Below are 20,258 nucleotides of genomic sequence, written 5' to 3'. Positions count from 1 at the left end.
GCCGCGATGAGCGCCGCCGCGACCTCGCGGACCGGGCTCACGCCGCCCGCGGGCGGTCCCGCGCCGGCCGTCCGACCCCGGCGGGAGCGCGCGGCATGACGCTGACCCTCGTCCACCGGCCGACCCGCAGCACGGTCCCGCTGACGCGCCCCGAACCCGAGCAGATCGCGCCCCCGCCGCCGCTCGGCGACGACCCGGGCGGGCGGACGCCGCTGCAGTTCCTGCTGCCCGTCGTCGGCGCGATGTCCTCGGTCGTGATGATGGTCGTTCTGCGCAACGGGCAGCCGCTGTTCCTCGTGATCGCCGCGCTCGTCTTCGTGGTCGCGATCGTCGCGGGCGTCGGGTTCGCGATCTCGTCGCGCGGCGCGCAGCGCAAGCAGCACCGCGCGCAGCGCGAGCTCTACCTCGACTACCTCGAGCAGCTCCGCCGCGACCTGACGCGGCGCACCGAGGCCGCGCGGCTCGACGCCGCCGTGCTGCACCCCGAGCCGGCGGCGCTCGTCCCGCTCGTGCGCGACCCGGCACGGTTGTGGGAGCGGCGGCGGCGCGACGCCGACTTCCTGTCCGTGCGGCTCGGGACCGGCTCGGTGCCGTGGTTCGGCCTGTCGGTGCCGCCGCCCGAGTCCCCGATGCAGCCGCACGACCCGATCCTGCTCTCGGAGGCCCGGCTCATCGCCGAGCAGGCCGAGCGGGTCGCGGCCATGCCGGTGACCGTCGACCTGCGCGGCGCGGGCGTCGTCGCGGTCATCGGGGACCGCGAGCAGGCCGTCGGCGTCGTCCGCAGCCTGCTCCTGCAGCTCGCCGCGCACCACGGGCCCGACGACGTCGCCGTGGCCGCCGCGTTCGGCGAGGACCGCGCCGCCGACTGGCACGGGCTCGACCTGCTGCCGCACGTGCAGGACCCCGAGCTCTTCGACGGCCCGGTCCCCGCGCGCCGGATCGCCCCCGACGTGGACGCGCTCGCGCACGTGCTCGGCGCGACGCTGACCGACCGCCTCCAGCACGCCCACTCCGCCCGGCGCACCGGTGCGACGCGCACGCAGCCGTCGCGGCTCGTCGTCGTCGTCGACGACCACGGCCGGCGCGCGTCCCGGCTGCCGGTGGGCGGCGGGGCGTCGCTGCGCGAGCTCGGGGTGACGGTGGTGCACGTGCTCGCGGACCGGCTCGACGAGCCGAACGACGTCGACGTGCGGGTCACCCTGCGCGGCGACGGGTCGCCGGGCGCGTCCGTCGGCGGTCCGGTCGGCACGTCCGTCCGCGAGCGTGCCCACCGGTCGGCCACCGCGGCTGCCGGCGGCCCGGCCGTCGCGGCCGGTGCCCCGCCGGACGACGGGCAGAGCGTCCTGACCGTCGACGCGGGCACCCCCACGGCCGTCGACGTCGCGCTCGTCCCGGACGTCACCAGCCCGACGCTGTTCGCGTCGACCGCCCGCGCGTTGGCCGCGCTGCGGGTCTCGGCGGCAACCGCGCAGGACGAGCAGGGCAACCGCACGCTCGACGTCGCCGAGCTCCTCGGTGTCGAGGGGGTCGAGGACCTCGACCCGGAGCTGCTGTGGCGGCCGCGCGCCGCGTCGGAGTTCCTGCGCGTGCCGTTCGCCACCGACGACCTCGGCGGCCCCGTGCACCTGGACCTCAAGGAGAGCGCGCAGCTCGGCATGGGGCCGCACGGCATCTGCATCGGCGCGACCGGCTCGGGCAAGTCGGAGATGCTGCGCACGCTGATCCTGTCGCTCGCGCTCACGCACCCGCCCGAGGACCTGTCGATGATCCTCGTCGACTACAAGGGCGGCGCGGCGTTCGCGCCGTTCGTCGGGCTCCCGCACCTGGCCGGGCTCATCGACAACCTCGCGGACGACCCGCAGCTCACCACGCGCGCCCGGGCGTCGATCCAGGGCGAGGTCGTCCGGCGTCAGCGGCTGCTCAAGGACGCGGGGTCGTCACCGTCGATCACGCACTACCGGGAGCTGCGCCGCGAGCGCCCCGACCTGCCGCCGATGCCGCACCTGTTCGTCGTGATCGACGAGTTCGGCGAGCTGCTCACCGCCGAGCCCGAGTTCATCGACCTGTTCCTGCAGATCGGGCGCATCGGCCGCTCGATCGGCGTGCACCTGCTGCTGTCGAGCCAGCGCATCGAGGGCGGCAAGCTCCGCGGGCTCGACACGTACCTGTCGTACCGGCTCGGGCTGCGCACGTTCAGCGAGCCCGAGTCGCAGATGGTGCTGAGCACCGCCGACGCGTACCACCTGCCCGCGCTGCCCGGGTACGGCTACCTCAAGGTCGATACGAGCGTGTACACGCGCTTCCGGGCGGGCTACGTCTCAGGTCCGGTCGAGCGTCTGCGGGCGCCGCGCGACGAGGGCGTCGAGCCCCGCCCGCTGCTGCTCCCCCGGTACAACGGCATCCGGCGGGAGCGGGCCGACGAGGGCGGCGCACCGGTCCTCTCCCGCCCCGGCACCGGGCGCACGTTCATCGACGAGTCGGTGCAGCGCGTGCGGGACGACGAGCGCGCGGTCCGGCCCGTGTGGCTGCCCCCGTTGCCCGACCGGCTCGCGCTCGGCCTCGTCGTCGACCGCGCGGGCGACCGCGGCCCCGGGCTCAGCACGGTCATGGGTCTCGAGGACGACCCCGCGCAGCAGCGCCAGGACCCGTGGCGTCTCGACCTCGCGCGCGCCGGCGGCCACGTCGCCGTGATCGGTGCCCCCCAGTCGGGCCGCAGCACCCTCCTCCGCACGATCGCGGCGTCGCTCGCGCTGACCCACACGCCGCGCGACGTCGCGGTCTACGGCATGGACCTCACCGGCGGCGGGCTGCAGCGCATCGAGCAGTTCCCGCACGTCGGCGGCGTCGCGACGCGCGCGAACCGCGACCGGCTCGCGCGCCTCGTCGAGGAGCTCGGCGGGATGCTCGCGCTCCGCGAGCAGGTGTTCAAGGCCCGGTCGATCGACTCGATGGCGCAGCTCCGCGTCCAGCACGCCGCGGGCCGGGTCCCCGAGCTCGACGCCGCCGACGTGGTCCTGCTCGTCGACGGGTACGGGCAGATCCGGCAGGACTTCGAGGAGCTCGAGGGCGCGTTCGTCGACCTCATGCTGCGGGCCGCGGGCTTCGGGATCCACCTCGTGCTCGGCATGACCCGGTGGAGCGAGCTGCGGATGGGGCACCAGGCGCTCGTCGGCACGCGCGTCGAGCTCCGCCTCAACGACCCCGCGGAGTCGAGCATCGACCGCAAGCTCTCCTCGACGATCTCGGTCGACACCCCGGGCCGGGTGCTGCTCGACAGCAAGAACTTCGCGCACGTGGCCCTCCCGGTGCTCGACGTCGTGCCGGACGAGGCGGTCGGCGACGAGCTCGAGGCGCTCGCGCGGCGCACCGCGCAGTCGTGGAGCGGCCCGGCCGCGGCGCCCATCCGGCTCCTGCCGCTGCACGTCGACCCGGCCGAGCTCCCCGACGCGTTCGACGAGCCCGACGTCGTCCCGATCGGCCTGCGCCAGGACACCATGGAGGCCGCGCTCTGGGACTTCGCGGGCGACGACCAGCACCTGCTCGTGCTCGGCGACGCCCGCTCGGGCAAGTCGACGCTGCTGCGCACGATCGCGCGCGGGCTGCAGGCCCGGTTCTCGAGCGACGAGCTCGCGATCGCGGTCGTCGACGTGCGCGGGCACGTGCCCGGCGTCATCGAGGACGACTACCTCGCGGCGCACGCCCGCAACGCCGCGCAGGCCCGCGGGCTCGCGGCGTCGATCGCGGCCGAGCTCGAGAAGCGCCCGACGCGGGACGCCGAGCAGCGCGCCAAGGAGCCTCGCATCGTCGTGCTCGTCGACGACCACGACATCGTCGCGGCGGGCGGCGACGACCCGCTCGCGCCCCTGCTGCCGTACATGCCGAGCGCGCGCGACCTCGGCCTGCACGTGGTGCTGACCCGCCCCGTGGCCGGCGCGAGCCGTGCGATGTACACGCAGGTCATCCAGACCACGCGCGACACCGGCGGCTCGGTGCTGCTGATGTCGGGCGAGCGCAGCGAGGGCCAGGTCGTCGGGCGGCTCTACCCCGAGCGCTTCCCGCCCGGGCGTGGCCGGTTCGTGCGCCGCGGCGTCGCGCCCTACGTCGTGCAGGTCGCCGCGACCCCCGAGGGCGAGGCCTCGTGAGGACGCTCGCGCTCGTGGCCGCGGCGCCCGAGGGGGCGGCCTCGTGAGGACGCTCGCGCTCGTCGCCGCGACGCTCGGGGGCGAGGCCTCGTGAGGACGCTCGCGCTCGTCGCCGAGGCGCCCGAGGGGGCGGCCTCGTGAGGACGCTCGCGCTCGTCGCCGCGTCGTCCGGTGCCGGGGCGACGACGCTCGCCGCGCTCGCGTTCGCCGGGCTGCGGGACGAGCCGCGTGGGGCACCCCGGCTCCTCGGCGCGGAGCACGGCGGGCTGCTGGAGCGCGCCGACGGCGCCGAGGCGGACACGGTCGACCCGGAGCGGGCGGTGTGGGACGCCGGGGTCCGCCCGCTCGGCGAGGTGCTCGCGGTGCTCGGCCCGCAGGACCCCTTGGTCCTCGTGGCGCCCGCGACACCGCTCGGCGCGGCCGACGCCCGCCGGCTGCTCGACGAGCTCGCCGCGACCGACTCCCGCGGGCTCGACCGGGTGACCGTCGTCCTCGCGGAGGTGCACGGCCGCGCCCGGACGCTCGCCGCACCTCCCGGTGCTCCGGTGCTGCGGCTCCCCTACGACCGGGCGCTCGCGCGGCCGGGTGCCGTGCCCGCCGACGGCGCCCTGCTCACGCGCCGCACGCGGGCCGTGGTGACCGCGTGGCAGGACTGCTGCGCGGAGCTGCTGAACCGCTGAGCGGGCACGGGGGCGGCCGGGCACGGACGCGTCGCGGTGCTGCGGCGCGTGGCGTTCCGCGAGGACGGCGCACGGCGTGAAATCCCTGGCCACGGCCACGACCCCCTCTGGCACCATGTGCCGCTCGACACCGAGGAGGACCCATGGGCGACAGGCAGCGCGACGGCTACGTGCTGACGCAGGACGCGGACCGCATCGACCTGGACCGGGTGCACCGGTGGCTCTCGGTCGAGTCGTACTGGGCGACCGGCCGGGAGCGCGACGCGATCGAGCGCTCCATCGCCGGTTCGCAGTCGTACGCCGCGCTCCAGAACGGGACGCAGGTCGCGTTCGCGCGCGCGGTGACCGACGGCGCGACGTTCGCCTGGGTGTGCGACGTGTTCGTCGACGAGGCCCACCGCGGTCGCGGACTGGGGACATGGCTCGTCGACAGCATCGTCGAGGACCTGACCGCGGCAGGTGTGCCCCGGATCCTGCTCGCCACCCGCGACGCCCAGGAGGTCTACGCGCGCTCCGGTTTCACGGTGCTCGACGCGGGCGGGCGCTACATGGAGATCGACCACCGTCCGACCCGCGCGGCGATCCTCGGGCTGTCCTGAGCACCGGTCACCCGCGCCGCTCCCCTGCCGCGCGCGCCGCTGTCCCTGCCACCTGGCGTCGTACGGTGGCGGGATGGACCTGCCGACGGCGCTGAGCCCCCGCGACCTCGCGCACCTGCGCCGCTGCGTCGAGCTGGCCCGCGAGGCCCTGGCCGACGGGGACGAACCGTTCGGGTCCGTGCTGGTCGACGCCGCGGGCGCCGTGCTGCACGAGGACCGCAACCGCACCGCGGGCGGCGATCAGACGCGCCACCCGGAGCTCGCGCTGGCGCAGTGGGCGGCGGCGCACGTGCCCGCCGACGTGCGGCCCACCTGCACGGTCTACACCTCGGGCGAGCACTGCCCGATGTGCGCGGCCGGCCACGCCTGGGTCGGGCTCGGCCGGATCGTGTACGCGGGCGCGGTCGGCCAGCTCACCGAGTGGCGGCAGGGCTGGGGGCTGCCGCCGTCCCCGGTCGCGCCCCTGCCGATCACCGACGTCGCTCCCGGCATCCCCGTCGCCGGGCCGGCACCCGAGCTCGCCGACGAGCTCCGCGACCTCCACCGGCAGCACGCCGAGAGGCGCGCCTCACCCTGACCCGGCTCGACCGCAGCGGAGCAGGCGACCGGCACGGCGGCACGGCGGCACAGCGGCACGGCGGCACGGCGGCACGGCGGCACGGGCTACCTCGGCGTATCAGCGGCCGGGGTCGAGCGTCCTCCACGTGCACGCGCGTCTGCGGCAGACGCGTCGTGGAGCCAGCACGGGCGCGGTCAGCGCCAGCCGGCCGACACCCCCTGACCGGATCCGCGAGCCCACCGGGCGCGCGCACCGGACCGCGCGATCCCGCGAGGTCCGCCCCGGCTCCGCACGAGCCGGGCACGCCCGCGACGCGAACGAGGCAGATCATGTGCTGGCACCGGGAAGACAACGCACCACCGAGCTATGCGTGGACGCTCACGACGACGACGGTCGCAGGGACCACCGTGCGGTACCACAACCCGCCGGGCGCGCTCGGGCTCGTGATCCTCTTCGACGGGGGTGGGGGCGGCAGCGTGTGGTTCACGCTCATGGAGAACCGTCTTCTGGTCGAGGCCCTCGTCGACGCCGGGTACGCGGTCGCGGCCCTGCAGAGCGCCGGCCCGGGCGGCGACTTCGACATGACCGACGACCCGCTGACGAACCAGGACCTGCAGAACGTCGAGGGCACCATCACGGCCCTCGGCTTCGCGGGCGCGGCCGTGTACTACGCCGGCTTCTCCTCGGGCGGGGCGTTCGCCAGCCTCGCCACCGTGCACACGCCGGCGCGGGCGATCGGCCTGCTGAACGTCCGCGGTCTCGCGAGCACGTACACCAACCCGGCGCTCCCACCGCCCCCGACGTTGTGGGTCGTAGGTCGCAACGACCAGCGCGTGCCACCCAACGACGCCGGGCTGACCGCGAACTGGGCTGCCATCGCGGCCAGCGGCATCGACTGGGAGCTCTACGTCAACGAACCGGCGGGCCTGCTGCCCGAGGCCTTCGAGCGCATCAGCGACCCCGGCTCGAGCGTGAGCCCGGCCGACTCGAGCGCCCTGGTCGCGGACCTCCAGGCCAGCGGGCAGCTCGACGCCTGCGCAGTGCCGATCGGGCCCGCGAACACCCTGAGCTGGGGCCTCGTCTCGCCGGGCCCGTCGTTCACCCCGGCCTTCCTGGCCGAGGCCCAGCGGCAGGTCAACGAGCTCTACGGGTCGCACGTGGTGACCGCGGACTTCCGGCAGCAGCTGGCGGACTTCTTCCTGGCCCACCCCTGACAGGGTCGGGGGCTGGTCGGGAGCCCAGGGAGAGTCACCGACCGGACCTGACAGCGCAGCACGCGAGCCCGTCGGAGGTCCGGGATCAGGCAGGAACGAGGAAACCCCGCCGGACTGTCAGCGTTTCCGCTGGTCCGACGGGGTTCCGTCCTGAGCCGCCTAACAGAATCGAACTGTTGACCTTCTCATTACGAGTGAGACGCTCTACCGACTGAGCTAAGGCGGCACTGCTGGTCCTGCTGTCGAGCACGCACCGCGCGGACGAGCCGAGCGGGCTGCGCCACTCTACCTGGCGTCCGGCCCGGGTTTCAAAACGAGCACCCGCGGGGCCCGTCCCTGCAGGCCAGCGCCGCCGGCCGACGCCGGCGCTGGCCCGCCCGGCAGCGTCAGCAGCGCGTCCCGTCCTCGGGCACCGTGCCCTCGAGCAGGTAGGCGTCGACCGCCCCGGAGATGCACTCGTTGGACCGCCCGTACGCGGTGTGCCCCTCGCCCTCGAACGTCAGGAGCACCGCGGAGGACAGCACGTCGGAGAGCGACTCCGCCCAGACGTAGGGCGTCGCGGGGTCGTTGGTGGTGCCGATCACGACGATCGGCGCGGCGCCCTCGGCCGCGTACGAGTCGAGCCCGCCCGCCTCGGGGACCGGCCAGCGCGCGCACACGACGCCGCCGTAGCCGAAGAACCGCCCGATGGTCGGGGCGACGTCGACCATGCGCTCGGCGGACTCGCGCATCTCGTCGGGGTCGGTCGTCGCCCGGTCGTCCGCGCAGCCGATCGCCCAGAACGCCTCGGTCGTGTTGCTCGCGTACGTGCCGTCGGCGTCGCGGTCGTAGTAGAGGTCCGCGAACTGCAGGAGCCGCGAGCCGTCGCGCTGCTGGATCGCCCCGGTCAGGCCCTCGGTGAGGTACGGCCACAGCGAGTTGGCGTAGAGCGTCTGCGCGATGCCTGCGAACGCGAGGCTGGCCGTGAGCTGCCGCTCGGGGTCGGACGTCTCGAGCGGGTTGCGGCGCGCGTCGTCGAGCAGGTCCGCGACGGCGGCGAGACCCTCGTCGACCGAGCCCTCGAGCGGGCAGCCCTTGCCCGCCTGGCAGTCCTCGACGTACGCGCGCAGGGCCGACTCGAAGCCGGCCGCCTGGCCCGCCGCGACCTCGTCGGAGCCGAGGGTCGGGTCGAGCGCGCCGTCGAGCACGAGCCGGCCGACGCGCTCCGGGAACAGCGACGCGTACGTCGCACCGAGCGCCGTGCCGTAGGAGAAGCCGAGGTAGTGCAGCTGCTGGTCGCCGAGCACCGCGCGCAGGACGTCGAGGTCGCGGGCCGCGCTCACGGTGTCGACGTGCTCCAGCACGTCACCGGTGCGCTCGAGGCAGCCGGCCCCGAACTCGCCGTACATCGCCTCGACCTCCTCGAGGCTCTCCGGCGTCGAGTAGTCGGCGTCGAACGCGACGATCTCGTCCATCTCCGGGCCGTCGACGCACTCGACCGGGTGCGACTTCCCGACGCCGCGCGGGTCGAAGCCGACGAGGTCGTAGCGCTCCTTGACCTCGGTCCCCATGCGCTGCAGCACGACGCTCTCGAGCGCCTCGGTGCCCGACGCGCCCGGACCGCCCGGGTTGGTCAGCAGCGACCCGATCCGCTCGCCCCCGGTCGCGCGCGACCGGTTGACCGCGAGCTCGATCGACGCGCCGCCGGGCTCGTCCCAGTCGACGGGCACGACGACGGTCGCGCACTCGAGCGCCCCGCACGCGGTCCACTCGGGCTGCTGCTCGTAGTACTCCGCGAGCTCGGGGGCCACCCCGTCGCTCGACGAGACCGGGGCGCTCGGGTCGACCGTGACCTGGTTCTTGGGGCTCGAGCACCCGGCGAGCACGAGCGCCCCCACGGCCAGCAGCCCGGCGGCGCGCAGGAGCGGGCGGCCGGAGCGGGCGGCGGGGCGCAGCGGGGCGGGCGTCACCGCGGCCACGGGCTGCTCGGCGGCACGGCGGACGTCACGTGGGGCGAGGGGCACCGTCCCAGCCTAAGCGGGATGCGGCGGCGGTCTCGTCGCCCGTTCGGCGCAGCGACGCGGCGACGCGGCGACGAGCAGGAGGCTGTCACGTTCGGGCTGGTCAAAAGAGGGAGACTCTCGCGGGCCGCCCGGAGGCTCAGCCCTGCGGCCGCAGCGCGATCGCCATCGCCTCGACCGCGAGCAGCGGCGCGACGTTGCCCGCGAGCCGCGTCCGGGCCACCCCGACGGCGTCCATCCGGCGCAGCGTCTGCTCCGGCGTGCTGCTCTCGGCGAGCGTGCGCACGGTCTCCTCGTGCTCGACGTTCACGAGCTCGACGCCCGCGCCGAGCTGGATCACGAGCACGTCGCGGTAGAGCGAGAGCAGGTCGACCATCGCGCGGTCCAGCACGTCGCGCTGCGCGCGCGTCGCCCGGCGCTTCTGGTCCTCCTCGAGCTGGCGGACCTGGGCGCGCAGCGCCGGCGGGATCGTCGCCGCACCCTCGGCGCCGAGCGAGCGCAGCAGCGCCGAGCGCTCGCTCGCGTCGCGCTCCTCGGTCGCCGCCTTCGCGTCGGCCTGCGCCGTCTCGACGAGCTCCCCGGCGGCCAGCACGGCGTCCCCGACCCCGCGCACGCGCGGCGCGAGCGAGAGCACCTTGGCCCGGCGGGCGCGCGCCTCGGGGTCGCGCGCGAGCCGCCGCGCGATGCCGATGTGGCTCTGCGCCGCCCGGGCGGCGACGGCCGCGACATGCGGGTCGACCCCGTCGCGGCGGACCAGCAGCTCGGCGACCGCGTCGACCGGCGGGACGCGCAGCGGCACCGAGCGGCTGCGCGAGCGCAGCGTCACGAGCACGTCCTGCGGGCTCGGCGCGCACAGCAGCCAGACCGTGCGCGGCGGCGGCTCCTCGATGGCCTTGAGCAGCACGTTGCCGCTCGTCTCGTTGAGCCGGTCCGCGTCCTCGACGACGATGACCCGCCAGCGCCCCTCGGACGGCGACCGCTGCGCGAGCTCGACGAGCGGCCGCGCGGTGTCGACGCGGATGAACACGCCCTCGGTCGCGACGAGCGTCACGTCCGGGTGGGTCCCGTGCAGCACCGTGGTGCACGCGTGGCAGTGCCCGCAGCCGCCCTCGAGGCACTGCAGCGCCGCGGCGAACGCGCGCGCCGCGTTGGACCGGCCGGAGCCCGGCGGTCCGGTGAGCAGCCACGCGTGCGTCATGCGGCTCGGGTCGAGCGCCGCGCCACGCAGCTCCTCGACCGCGGGCTCCTGCCCGACGACGTCGTCCCAGACGCTCACGCGGCACCGGTCCCCGTGGTCGAACCCGGGACGGTGTCGGACCACCGGGCAGCGTTCGCCCTGCCGGTCCCCGGCGCCCCGGGATCACTGCGCGTCCCGGTCCCCGGCTCTTCGGGATCACCGCCCGCCGCACGCACCGGCGTCCGGCCGCCCGCGCCGAGGTCGTCGCCGAACCCGCCCGCCGCGGCGACCCGTGCGAACACCCGCGCCGCGAGCTCGTCGACCGGGAGCGTCGCGTCGAGCACGAGCCAGCGACCCGGGTCCCGCTCGGCCCGCGCGAGGAACGCGGCGCGCGTGCGGCGGTGGAAGTCGTCGCCGGCCCGCTCGAGCCGGTCGGGGGTCCCGGTGAGCCGGGTGCGGCCGACGTCCGGGTCGAGGTCGAGCAGCACCGTCACGGCGGGCAGCAGCCCGCCGGTCGCCCAGAGCGAGATCCGCTCGACCTCGTCGGCGCCGAGGTCCCGCCCCGAGCCCTGGTACGCGACCGACGAGTCCAGGTAGCGGTCGGTGATGACCACCGCCCCGCGTTCGAGCGCCGGGCGGACGAGCGACGCGACGTGGTGCGCGCGGTCGGCGGCGTAGAGCAGCACCTCCGCGCGCGGGTCGACGTGGTCGCCGTGCAGCAGCGCCTGCCGCAGCTCGACGCCCAGCGGGGTCCCGCCCGGCTCCCGCGTCAGCACGACCTCGCGGCCGAGCGCGCGCAGCCGGTCCGCGAGCGCGCGGGCCTGCGTCGACTTGCCCGCGCCGTCGCCGCCCTCGAACGAGACGAAGAGCCCGGGAGCGTGGACCGGCGTCGTCGCCGTACGCGCCTCCGTGGCGTCGACCGCAGCCGCGGCACCGTGCGCAGCGGTCGCTCCGTGCGTGGCCGTCGGCGTCGCGCCGTCGTCCCGCGGCCCCTCGGCCGGGGTGGGCTGAGCGGCTCGGCTCTCGGGCTGGGCGTCGCTCGCGGTCACGGCGCCAGGGTAGCCCGCAGGACCCACGGCAGGACGCCGCGGCGGGGCGACGGCCGGGCGGCATCCCGGTGCACCATTTGCCCCGCGCGCCCCATCGAGCCGGGTCCGGGGACGTGCGCCGGCGCACTTCGTGACGGGACGGACCGACGGCCGGCCGCCGCGAGCGCGTGCTCCGGCGGCCGGCCGTCGTCGTCCCGGTGGGCCGGCTACTTGCGCCCGGCCGTCCAGTTCATGCCCCAGCCGTACTGGCGGTCGAGCTCGGCCTGGCTGCCCTGGATGTAGCGGACCTCGCGGTTCACGGACAGCTCGCCGCCCGTGTTCTCGATCATCGCGATCGCGCACATCGGCGAGCGCGGGTCGTGCTCGTCGAGCCGGACCTCGATCTCGGGGCCCGACGCGGGGAACAGCGTCACGACGCCGTCCGCGGCGGCCCAGTTCGGCACACCCTGGTAGATGAACGCGAACACGAGGATGCGGCGGATCTCGCTCACGTGCGCGAGGTTGACGAACAGGTTCTCGCCGCCCGAGTTCGTGCCGCTGCGGTCGTCGCCGTCGAGCCAGGTGATGGCCTCGCCGCTGCGCGTGTCGCGGAAGGCGTTGCCGAGCGCCTGGACGACGCCCTTGGACCCGTCGGTGTACTCGTACAGGGCCGCGAGGTCGAGGTCGATCGACCCGCCGCCGCCACCGCCCGTGAGCCGCTTGAGGAACCCGCCGCCGCCCTGCGGCGCACCCGCGGGGCGCGCGTTCCAGTTCAGGTTGACGCGCAGGATCCCGCTCGCGCCACCGCGCTTGGTCAGCGACACCGACGGTGCCGCCTTCGTGAGCGTGACCTTGCTCAGCGAGACGGGCGCCGCACCGCCCGCCGTGCCGCTCTCGGGTGCGGGCTCGGGCGCCCCCGGACGCTTGGTGTAGTCGATTCCCATGCTGACCTCCTCGGTGTGCCGGCGGACCGGCGGCTGGTCGTGCTGCTCAGGCTCTGCTGGTTCGGCTCTGGTTCGGGTCGTCCTGCTCGGTGCGCTGCGGCCCGGCGCTCGCGGCCGGCACCTCTCGGGTGCCGCAGCCCGCTCACACGAGCGGGGTCCGGGTGTCGACCCAGGTGATCTGCTCGAAGCCGTGCGCGGTGCACGCGTCGCGCAGCGTGCCCTCGATCAGCTCGTCCTCGGCGCGGAGGACGAGCTCCCCACCGGCCCGCAGCACCGACAGCGCGACGAGCACGCCCGCCGACCGCCCGTGCCGCAGCGGCGCCTCGACGCGCAGGCCGCCGAACCCGTGCACGACGAGCGTGCCACCCCAGTCGAGCGCCGCGCCGGACTCGGAGTACGCGAGCACGACGAGCCGCTCGACCGCGCGGACCTGCCGCAGGTCCACGACGAGCTGCTCGAAGCGCTCGCGCGACGAGACGATCACGGGCCGTCGGGTGTGCAGCCCGGCGACGGGGATCTCGCGGCTGTGCGCGACGAGCGAGGGCCGGGCGCCGGCGAGCCGGTACGCGCACGCGAGCCGCAGGTCGCCGACGGCCTCGGAGCACGCCGCCTCGACGGTCAGCCCGCCGACGCCCGACTGCAGCGCCGTGAGCGCGACGACGGGCTCGGCGGGAGTCAGCACGGCCGGCGACCCCGCGTGCACGCGCGACGGCGTGAACGCCAGCACGAGGTCGCCCGCGGCGGCCGACGGGGGCTCCGGCCGGACGCGGCGCACCGGTGCTGCCGCGGTGGGCGACGCGGCGAGGTCGAGCGACGTCGTCGTGCTCGGCCCCCGCGTCGGGGACGGTGCGGGCGGGACGGACGGAGCGGGCTGCGGGCGGAGCGCGGTCCCCTCCGAGGCCGGTGCAGCGGACCGGACGGGTGCGGGCGGCGCGGGCGGCGCCGCCGGGGAGCCGAGGTCGAGCGACGACGACCCAGCCGCCGCGGAGCCGAGGTCGAGCGACGACGTCACGGGCGCCGCCGGGCTCGGCTGCGGGGGTGTCACCGGTCGCAGCGGCGCGCCGGCCGGGCCGGCCCCGGCGGTCGATGCGGCCGACGCGCTCGACGCGCCCCCAGACGCCGCCGCGGCCTCGACCCGGGTCCGCAGCGTCCGGCGCCGCAGCCACGGGAGGTCGTGCCGCACCTCCGTGCTCGGGTAGGGCGACCGGGGCGACGTCACAGCGGCACGCCGTAGTCGGCCGCCATGCCCTCGAAGCCGTTCGCGTACCCCTGCCCGACGACCTTGAACTTCCAGCCGGTCGTGTGCCGGTAGAGCTCGCCGAGCACGAGGCCCGTCTCGGCGCGCAGCGACGGCGCGAGGTTCTCGGAGCGCACGAGCTCGGAGCTGTCGCGCAGGTCGAGCACCCGCACCGCGGCCTCGCGCAGCTGCCCGAGGGTCCGGCGCTGCCCGAGCGCCTCGTTGATGTACGCGACGACGACGATGCGCTCGACGTCGGCGGGGACGCCCGTGAGGTCGACCTCGACCTGCTCGGTGTCGGTCCCGACGACCCGCTCGAGCTGCGCGACCGAGAGGTCCGGCTCGACGAGCTGGTTGAAGAACACCACGTGCCGGTCCGAGAGCACGCGGCTGCGGGAGTCGCACAGCAGGGTCGCGACGACGATGTTGTCCATCAGCACGGGCTCGCTCGACGCGAACCGCACGCCCAGCACGACGCCGGTGAGCGACGGGATCTCGCGGGTCAGCTCGACGTTCGAGCCCCGCGCCATGGGCCGCGCCGCCATCACAGGTCCAGGTCCGAGCCGGAGAACCGCGTGCGGAGGAAGTTGCCTTGCGTCATCAGAGCGTCAGCGTCCTGGTTCTGGGTCGCGTGCAGGGTCGCGGTCGCCGACTGCAGGAGCGCGTCGAGCTGCATCATGAGCGACTGCGTGGGTGTGTGGCCGGCTCCGCGCGGGGTGTCGAGCAGCCGCGCGTCGACGGCCAGGTAGGTCTGGAGCGTCGTCGGCAGGTAGTCCTCGACGGTGCCGCGCACGGACATCGTGGCGTAGACGTCGAGCGGCCGGGTCTGCGCCTGCGCGACGACGGCCCGCAGCACGTCGGTGATCCGGCGTGCGTTCGCGACGGCCGCGGTCGGCAGCCGCCCGGCGCTGCGATTCACGAGGCGCTCGAGCCCCGCGACGCCCGCGAGCAGCTGCTCCACGCTGTCCGCGGGGTCGTCGGCGTGCGGGAGCGGCAGCGGCGGGACGACGGCGTCCTCCCGGGCGTCCGTGAACCGCCTGAACCACCTCACGGTCGGGCTCCTCCTCGGTCGGGCGTCAGGACGTGATCTCGCCCTGCCGGGTCCGCGCGAGGTACGGCTGGGCGCGCTGGATCTGCCCCTCGAGCGCCGTGACGGTCTGCGCCATGCTGTCGACGGCTTGCGCTCGGAACGTGTCGAGCGCGTCCATCGTCGCGAACACGTTGTCGAACGCCGCCTGCAGCTTCTCGACGTCGATCGTCGACTGCGCCGCCTGCTGGCTGATCTCGGCACCCTGCGTGCGCAGCTGCTGCGAGGTCTGCTCGATCAGGTTGGAGGTCACGGTGTTGAGCGCCGTGATCTGGTCGAGCACGAGCTTCTGGCGCGAGAGGGCCTGGGACACGATCACGGCGGTCCGCAGCGCCGCGATCGTCGTGGTCTGCGCGCGGTCGACGCCCTTGATGAGCTCGATGTTGTTCTTCCGGACCAGGTCGAGCGCCATGTAGCCCTGGACGTTGACGGCCATCTGCGTCATGAGGTCCTGGCGGCGCTGGCGCACCGGGAACAGCGCGTCGGCGCGCACGGTGTCGGCGTCCTGCTGGCGCCCCGCGGCCTCGAGCTGCGCGACCTTGTCCACGAGCGCGGCGTCGAGCGCGCCGGCGAGCTCGTTGTACTCGGCGAGCCGGCCCATCGTGGCCCACATGTTCGCCTTCTCGGTCTCGATCGCCGCGTTGTCCTTGCGGAGGTCGTCCTGGCCCGAGTTGAGCGACTTGATGATCGCGTCCAGGTGCTGCTGCGCGGACTGGTACCGCTGGAAGTAGCTGTCGATCTTCGAGCCGCCCGGGAGCCAGCGCAGCGCCTTCTTGACGCCCGTGAGGTCGGCGCGGTGCGGGTCGAGCTCCGTCACGGTCTGCCGGAGCTGGGCGATGGTCGTCGCGACCCGCACCTGCGCGTCGCCGCTGCCCGCCGTCGAGCCGCCCTTCGCCTTGCCCATCGCCGCGGCGGGCCGGTCGAGCATGCGGCTCGACACCGCGGCGGCGGCGCGCATGTCCTGCTCGCCCATCGCCGTGATCGACGCGACCTTCTGCGCGAACTCGGGCGAGCGCGTGTCGAGCGCGACGAGCTCGGTGACGAACGCGTCGGCCTTCTGCCGCAGCTCGACCTGCTTCGCGGAGTCGATCGGGACGGCCCCCGCGGCCTGCTCCTTCTCGACGACGACGACGGGTGCGGGCGGCGTGAGCACGAGCGCCCCGGACGTGGGTGCGGCGACCGCCGGGCCGGGCGTCGCGGTGGATCCCAGGTCGAGCTCGGACATCGTCGTGTCTCCCTGTCGTCGTGTGCGCCGGCGCGCACGGGTCGCGCGCGTGGCCGGTCCGTGTCGACTCTAAAGTCTCGGCGGCCCGCGGGGGTCCGTGCGACCCCTGATGTCACCCTGAGAGGACCCTGATCCTGCGCGGAAGGAACTCCGGCGCGCGCACCTGCGTTGTTAGCATCGGTGCGCCGTCGAACCTGGCGGTGCGCGGTCAGCACGACGGGGGGCACGCCTCCGTCAGAAGCCTCTGGAGGATCCGTGGGAGTCAGCCTCAGCAAGGGCGGGAACGTCAGCCTCACCAAGGCCGCACCCGGCCTCACCGCCGTGGTGGTCGGCCTCGGCTGGGACGTCCGCACGACGACGGGCACCGACTTCGACCTGGACGCCTCGGCGATCCTGGTCGACGCGAACGGCAAGGTCGTGTCGGACGGGCACTTCGTGTTCTTCAACAACCTGAAGAGCCCCGAGGGCTCGGTCGAGCACCTCGGCGACAACCTGACCGGTGAGGGCGACGGCGACGACGAGCAGCTCAAGGTCCAGCTCTCGACGGTCCCGGCCGAGGTCGACAAGATCGTCTTCCCCGTCTCGATCTACGACGGCGCCGGCCGCGGCCAGAGCTTCGGCCAGGTCCGCAACGCGTTCATCCGCATCGTGAACCAGGCGGACAACAACGAGCTCGCTCGCTACGACCTCACCGAGGACGCCTCGACCGAGACCGCGATGGTCTTCGGCGAGCTGTACCGCAACGGCGCCGAGTGGAAGTTCCGCGCCGTCGGCCAGGGCTACGCCTCGGGCCTCTCGGGCATCGCGAAGGACTTCGGCGTCAACGTCTGACGCCCCCGCACGACGGTCGGGCGCACCTCGCGGGGTGCGCCCGACCGCCCGCGTCACCGGTCGCGCCGCCGCACCCGCGCAGCCCGCCCGTCCAGCACCACCCGGCACCACCGCCCCGCCGGTCCCGCACCACCGCACCGACCGTCCAGACCCGGAGGAGACCGACCATGGGCGTCAGCCTGAACAAGGGCGGGAACGTCTCGCTGACCAAGCAGGCCCCGAACCTGACGGCCGTCGTCGTCGGCCTCGGCTGGGACGCCCGCACGACGAGCGGCGCCGCGTTCGACCTCGATGCGAGCGCGCTCCTCGTCGGCCCCGGCGACCGTGTCCTGTCCGACCAGCACTTCGTGTTCTTCAACAACCTCGCCAGCCCCGACGGCTCGGTCGAGCACACGGGTGACAACCTGACCGGCGAGGGCGAGGGCGACGACGAGTCGATCAAGGTCGACCTCGCCCGGGTGCCCGAGCAGGTCACCCGGATCGTGTTCCCGGTGTCGATCTACCAGGCCACCGAGCGCGGCCAGAGCTTCGGCCAGGTCCGCAACGCCTTCATCCGGATCGTCAACCAGGCCGACGAGCAGGAGCTCGCTCGGTACGATCTGAGCGAGGACGCGTCGAGCGAGACCGCGATGATCTTCGGTGAGATCTACCGGCACCTCGGCGAGTGGAAGTTCCGGGCCATCGGCCAGGGCTACACGTCCGGCCTGCACGGCATCGCCAAGGACTTCGGGGTCGACGTCGGCTGACCCTCACCCGGGGCACGCCCGCCCCGGTGCACCACCCCCCCTGCAGCGCCCCCGGGCGTGCATCTTCCCGAGAGAACGAGGACCCCCCCGTGGTCATGCGTACCTTCGGCTGGTCGTTCGCCGTGACCGCCGTGTCCCTCGTCGTGGCCTTCTTCTACGGAGGCCCGACCGCACTCTTCCTGTGCCTGATCCTCGGTGTCCTCGAGGTCTCGCTGTCCTTCGACAACGCCGTGGTCAACGCCAAGATCCTCGTGCGCATGAGCGAGTTCTGGCAGAAGATCTTCCTCACCGTCGGCATCGCGATCGCGGTGTTCGGCATGCGCCTGGTCTTCCCGCTGCTCATCGTCGGCATCACCGCCGACCTGGGCCCGGTCGAGGCCATCTCGCTCGCGATGGAGAAGGGCGACCCGGAGACGCCGGGCAGCTACGCCTACCTCCTCAACGAGGCCCACCCGCAGATCGCCGCGTTCGGCGGGATGTTCCTGCTGATGCTGTTCCTCGACTTCATCTTCGAGGACCGCGACATCAAGTGGCTCACGTGGCTCGAGCGCCCCCTCGCCCGCATCGGCAAGCTCGACCAGCTCTCCGTCGTCGTCGGTGGCATCGCGCTCGTCCTGGTCGCCCAGCTCCTCGCGGAGGACCCGGCGATCGTCATGGTCGCCGGTGTGCTCGGCATGATCACGTACATCGCCGTCAACGGCCTGGGCTCCCTGTTCGAGCAGGAGGGCATCGAGGAGGCCGGCGGCACGATCATCGAGGACGGCGCCGCCGAGGAGGGCTCGGGCGCGAAGGACCGCACGGGCCCGACGCAGCTCGCGAAGGCCACCGGCAAGGCCGGCTTCTTCCTGTTCCTCTATCTCGAGGTCCTCGACGCGTCGTTCTCGTTCGACGGCGTCATCGGCGCGTTCGCGATCACGTCCGACCCGATCATCATCGCCCTGGGCCTCGGCTTCATCGGTGCGATGTTCGTCCGTTCGATCACGGTGTTCCTCGTCCGCAAGGGCACGCTGAGCGACTACGTGTACCTCGAGCACGGCGCCCACTGGGCGATCGCCGCGCTCGCGATCATCCTGCTCGTGAGCATCGGCTACCACGTCGACGAGATCATCACCGGCCTCGTCGGGGTCGCCTTCATCGGTGCCGCCTTCGTGTCGTCGATCCTGCGCAACCGCCGTCTCAAGGCGGCCGGCGTCGAGGTCGGGCACGTCGACGTCCACGCCGGCTGACCACCGCGACGATGCGCCACTTCGCGCACCTCGCGCCCCAGGAGCGCGAGCGGCTCTTCCACGTCGAGCCGCAGGAGTTCACGGCGCACGACGACCGTGAGCTCCTCGCGGTCGCGCTCGGGGCCACGCTCTACCTGCCCGGGACGAGGCCGGCCATCGCGGCCGACCTCGTCCGGCGGGCGGCGCAGGGCGTCACGAGCGCGGTCGTCTGCCTCGAGGACGCCATCGCCGACCGGGACGTCCCGGCGGCGGAGGCGAATCTCGTCGCGCAGGTGCGCAGCCTCGCCGAGTCCGGTGAGGCCGGCCCGCTCGTGTTCGTGCGCGTGCGCACGCCCGAGCAGATCGGCCGGGTCGTCGCCGGTCTGGGCGAGCACGCCGGCGCGCTGTCGGGCTTCGTCGTCCCGAAGTTCACCGAGGACCGGGGCAGCGACTTCCTCGACACCGTCGCGGAGGCCTCGGACCGCACCGGCCACCGGTACTTCGCGATGCCGATCCTCGAGTCCGCGGAGGTCATCCACCGCGAGACGCGCACCGACGCCCTCGTCGGGATCCGGCGGGCGCTCGACAAGCACCGCGAGCGGGTCCTGGCCGTGCGGATCGGCGCGACCGACCTGAGCTCGGCGTACGGGATCCGGCGCAGCCGGGACCTGACGATCTACGACGTCCTGCCGGTCGCGCAGGTCATCGCCGACGTGGTCAACGTGCTCGGGCGCGCCGACGACACGGGCTTCGTCGTCACGGGCTCGGTGTGGGAGTACTTCGAGGGGCAGGAGCGCCTGCTCAAGCCCCTGCTGCGCGAGTCGCCGTTCATCGAGCACGACGAGCGCGCGCTGCGGGCGCGCCTGATCCGCAAGGCGCTCGACGGCCTGATCCGCGAGATCGTGCTCGACAAGGCCAACGGGATCACCGGCAAGACCGTCATCCACCCCTCGCACGTCGCCGCGGTGCACGCGCTGTCCGTCGTGACGCACGAGGAGCACAGCGACGCGGCGCACATCCTGGGGGTCGAGATGTCGGACGGCGGCGTCGCGGCGTCCGGCTACCGCAACAAGATGAACGAGGCCAAGCCGCACCGCGCGTGGGCCGAGCGCACGATGCTCCGCGCCCGCGTGTTCGGCGTCTCGGGCGAGGACGTGTCGTTCGTGGACCTGCTCGGCGCGGGCGACCCCGCGTGACGGGACGGCACGTGGCCGGCGCCGGGAGCGCGCGCCGGGAACCGGGGTCCGCGCGCACGGGCGGCGGGCCGGCCGGCTCGATCCCCGGGCTCCGGGCCCGGCAGCGGGCGGACCGGGGCGGCGCGTGGACCGGCGGGTGGGTCGCGGACCGGCTCGGCGTGGGGCTCGGCACGGCGGGCTCGCCGGTCGGGGTGACGCTCCCGGAGCTCGTCGGGCTCGCGCTGCGGCGCAACCCCCGCCGCGCGCACCTGCTCGTCTCGACCGTGCTGGGCAAGCACGTGCCGACCGACCCCCGCGTCGTGCACGCGTCCGCGCAGCTGCTCGGCGTGCTCGCGGCCGCGCGCATCGCGGGCTCCGGGGACGACGACGCCGCGACGCCCGCGTGGAC

Annotated in this window: 17 protein-coding genes, 1 tRNA gene and 1 pseudogene; 10 read left to right on the top strand and 9 right to left on the bottom strand. The window is 74.5% G+C overall.

Annotation, left to right across the window (positions count from 1 at the left end; genetic code table 11):
- Positions 1–95 precede the first annotated feature (95 nt).
- The 5 genes from eccCa to AB6N24_RS18430 all read left to right on the top strand — a co-directional run bounded on the left by eccCa (position 96) and on the right by AB6N24_RS18430 (position 7,194).
- Positions 96–4,142, top strand: coding sequence for a type VII secretion protein EccCa (gene eccCa, locus AB6N24_RS18450; RefSeq protein ID WP_412870841.1), 4,047 nt, complete (start codon positions 96–98; stop codon positions 4,140–4,142).
- 137 nt (positions 4,143–4,279) lie between these two features.
- Positions 4,280–4,822, top strand: coding sequence for a hypothetical protein (locus tag AB6N24_RS18445; protein ID WP_412870840.1), 543 nt, complete (start codon positions 4,280–4,282; stop codon positions 4,820–4,822).
- A 143-nt stretch (positions 4,823–4,965) separates the two neighbouring features.
- Positions 4,966–5,421: a GNAT family N-acetyltransferase gene (locus tag AB6N24_RS18440; protein ID WP_412870839.1), complete on the top strand. Its 456-nt coding sequence runs from the start codon at positions 4,966–4,968 to the stop codon at positions 5,419–5,421.
- A gap of 73 nt (positions 5,422–5,494) precedes the next feature.
- On the top strand, positions 5,495–5,998 hold the full coding sequence (locus tag AB6N24_RS18435; RefSeq protein WP_412870838.1) for a nucleoside deaminase: 504 nt from the start codon (positions 5,495–5,497) through the stop codon (positions 5,996–5,998).
- A 311-nt stretch (positions 5,999–6,309) separates the two neighbouring features.
- Positions 6,310–7,194 (top strand): dienelactone hydrolase family protein, encoded by an 885-nt coding sequence (locus AB6N24_RS18430; protein ID WP_412870837.1) that lies wholly within the window; start codon positions 6,310–6,312, stop codon positions 7,192–7,194.
- 153 nt (positions 7,195–7,347) lie between these two features.
- Here the strand turns inward: AB6N24_RS18430 and AB6N24_RS18425 are convergent.
- From AB6N24_RS18425 to AB6N24_RS18385, 9 genes and pseudogenes are all read right to left on the bottom strand, one after another.
- Positions 7,348–7,420 (bottom strand) — tRNA-Thr (locus AB6N24_RS18425).
- A 160-nt stretch (positions 7,421–7,580) separates the two neighbouring features.
- Entirely contained in the window at positions 7,581–9,197 is a 1,617-nt protein-coding gene (locus tag AB6N24_RS18420) for an alpha/beta hydrolase (RefSeq protein WP_412870836.1), read from the bottom strand.
- A gap of 136 nt (positions 9,198–9,333) precedes the next feature.
- Positions 9,334–10,470, bottom strand: a complete 1,137-nt coding sequence (locus AB6N24_RS18415) for a DNA polymerase III subunit delta' (protein WP_412870835.1) — start codon at positions 10,468–10,470, stop codon at positions 9,334–9,336.
- Between the two features lie 185 nt (positions 10,471–10,655).
- A pseudogene (gene tmk, locus AB6N24_RS18410) lies at positions 10,656–11,246 on the bottom strand (dTMP kinase); the annotation flags it as partial.
- A gap of 380 nt (positions 11,247–11,626) precedes the next feature.
- Positions 11,627–12,343: a TerD family protein gene (locus AB6N24_RS18405; protein ID WP_412870834.1), complete on the bottom strand. Its 717-nt coding sequence runs from the start codon at positions 12,341–12,343 to the stop codon at positions 11,627–11,629.
- A gap of 142 nt (positions 12,344–12,485) precedes the next feature.
- Complete coding sequence (locus AB6N24_RS18400) at positions 12,486–13,388, bottom strand: hypothetical protein (protein ID WP_412870833.1); 903 nt, start codon at positions 13,386–13,388, stop codon at positions 12,486–12,488.
- Positions 13,389–13,558: 170 nt separating this feature from the next.
- Entirely contained in the window at positions 13,559–14,125 is a 567-nt protein-coding gene (locus tag AB6N24_RS18395) for a TerD family protein (RefSeq protein ID WP_412870832.1), read from the bottom strand.
- On the bottom strand, positions 14,125–14,631 hold the full coding sequence (locus AB6N24_RS18390) for a hypothetical protein (protein ID WP_412870831.1): 507 nt from the start codon (positions 14,629–14,631) through the stop codon (positions 14,125–14,127). Before AB6N24_RS18390 ends, AB6N24_RS18395 begins: the two co-directional genes overlap by 1 nt.
- A 25-nt stretch (positions 14,632–14,656) precedes the next feature.
- The gene (locus AB6N24_RS18385) at positions 14,657–15,892 is read right to left on the bottom strand and encodes a toxic anion resistance protein (RefSeq protein WP_412870830.1); all 1,236 of its coding nucleotides are present in this window, start codon (positions 15,890–15,892) and stop codon (positions 14,657–14,659) included.
- 255 nt (positions 15,893–16,147) lie between these two features.
- On the opposite strand from AB6N24_RS18385, the gene AB6N24_RS18380 reads away from it, so the two are divergent.
- The 5 genes from AB6N24_RS18380 to AB6N24_RS18360 form a co-directional block, all read left to right on the top strand.
- On the top strand, positions 16,148–16,723 hold the full coding sequence (locus AB6N24_RS18380; RefSeq protein WP_412870829.1) for a TerD family protein: 576 nt from the start codon (positions 16,148–16,150) through the stop codon (positions 16,721–16,723).
- A 167-nt stretch (positions 16,724–16,890) separates the two neighbouring features.
- Positions 16,891–17,469, top strand: coding sequence for a TerD family protein (locus AB6N24_RS18375; RefSeq protein WP_412870828.1), 579 nt, complete (start codon positions 16,891–16,893; stop codon positions 17,467–17,469).
- Positions 17,470–17,564: 95 nt separating this feature from the next.
- Positions 17,565–18,695 carry a DUF475 domain-containing protein gene (locus AB6N24_RS18370; protein ID WP_412870842.1) on the top strand — a complete coding sequence of 377 codons (1,131 nt, stop codon included), beginning with the start codon at positions 17,565–17,567 and terminating at the stop codon, positions 18,693–18,695.
- 11 nt (positions 18,696–18,706) lie between these two features.
- Positions 18,707–19,870 (top strand): HpcH/HpaI aldolase/citrate lyase family protein, encoded by a 1,164-nt coding sequence (locus AB6N24_RS18365; protein ID WP_412870827.1) that lies wholly within the window; start codon positions 18,707–18,709, stop codon positions 19,868–19,870.
- Positions 19,867–20,258: phosphoribosyltransferase domain-containing protein (locus tag AB6N24_RS18360; protein WP_412870826.1), on the top strand; the 392-nt coding region annotated here is incomplete at its 3' end. The genes AB6N24_RS18365 and AB6N24_RS18360, both read left to right, overlap by 4 nt.

This window comes from Cellulomonas jepli, from assembly GCF_047229345.1.
Classification (GTDB): domain Bacteria; phylum Actinomycetota; class Actinomycetes; order Actinomycetales; family Cellulomonadaceae; genus Cellulomonas_A.
This window is presented reverse-complemented; position numbering and strand designations above follow the sequence as displayed.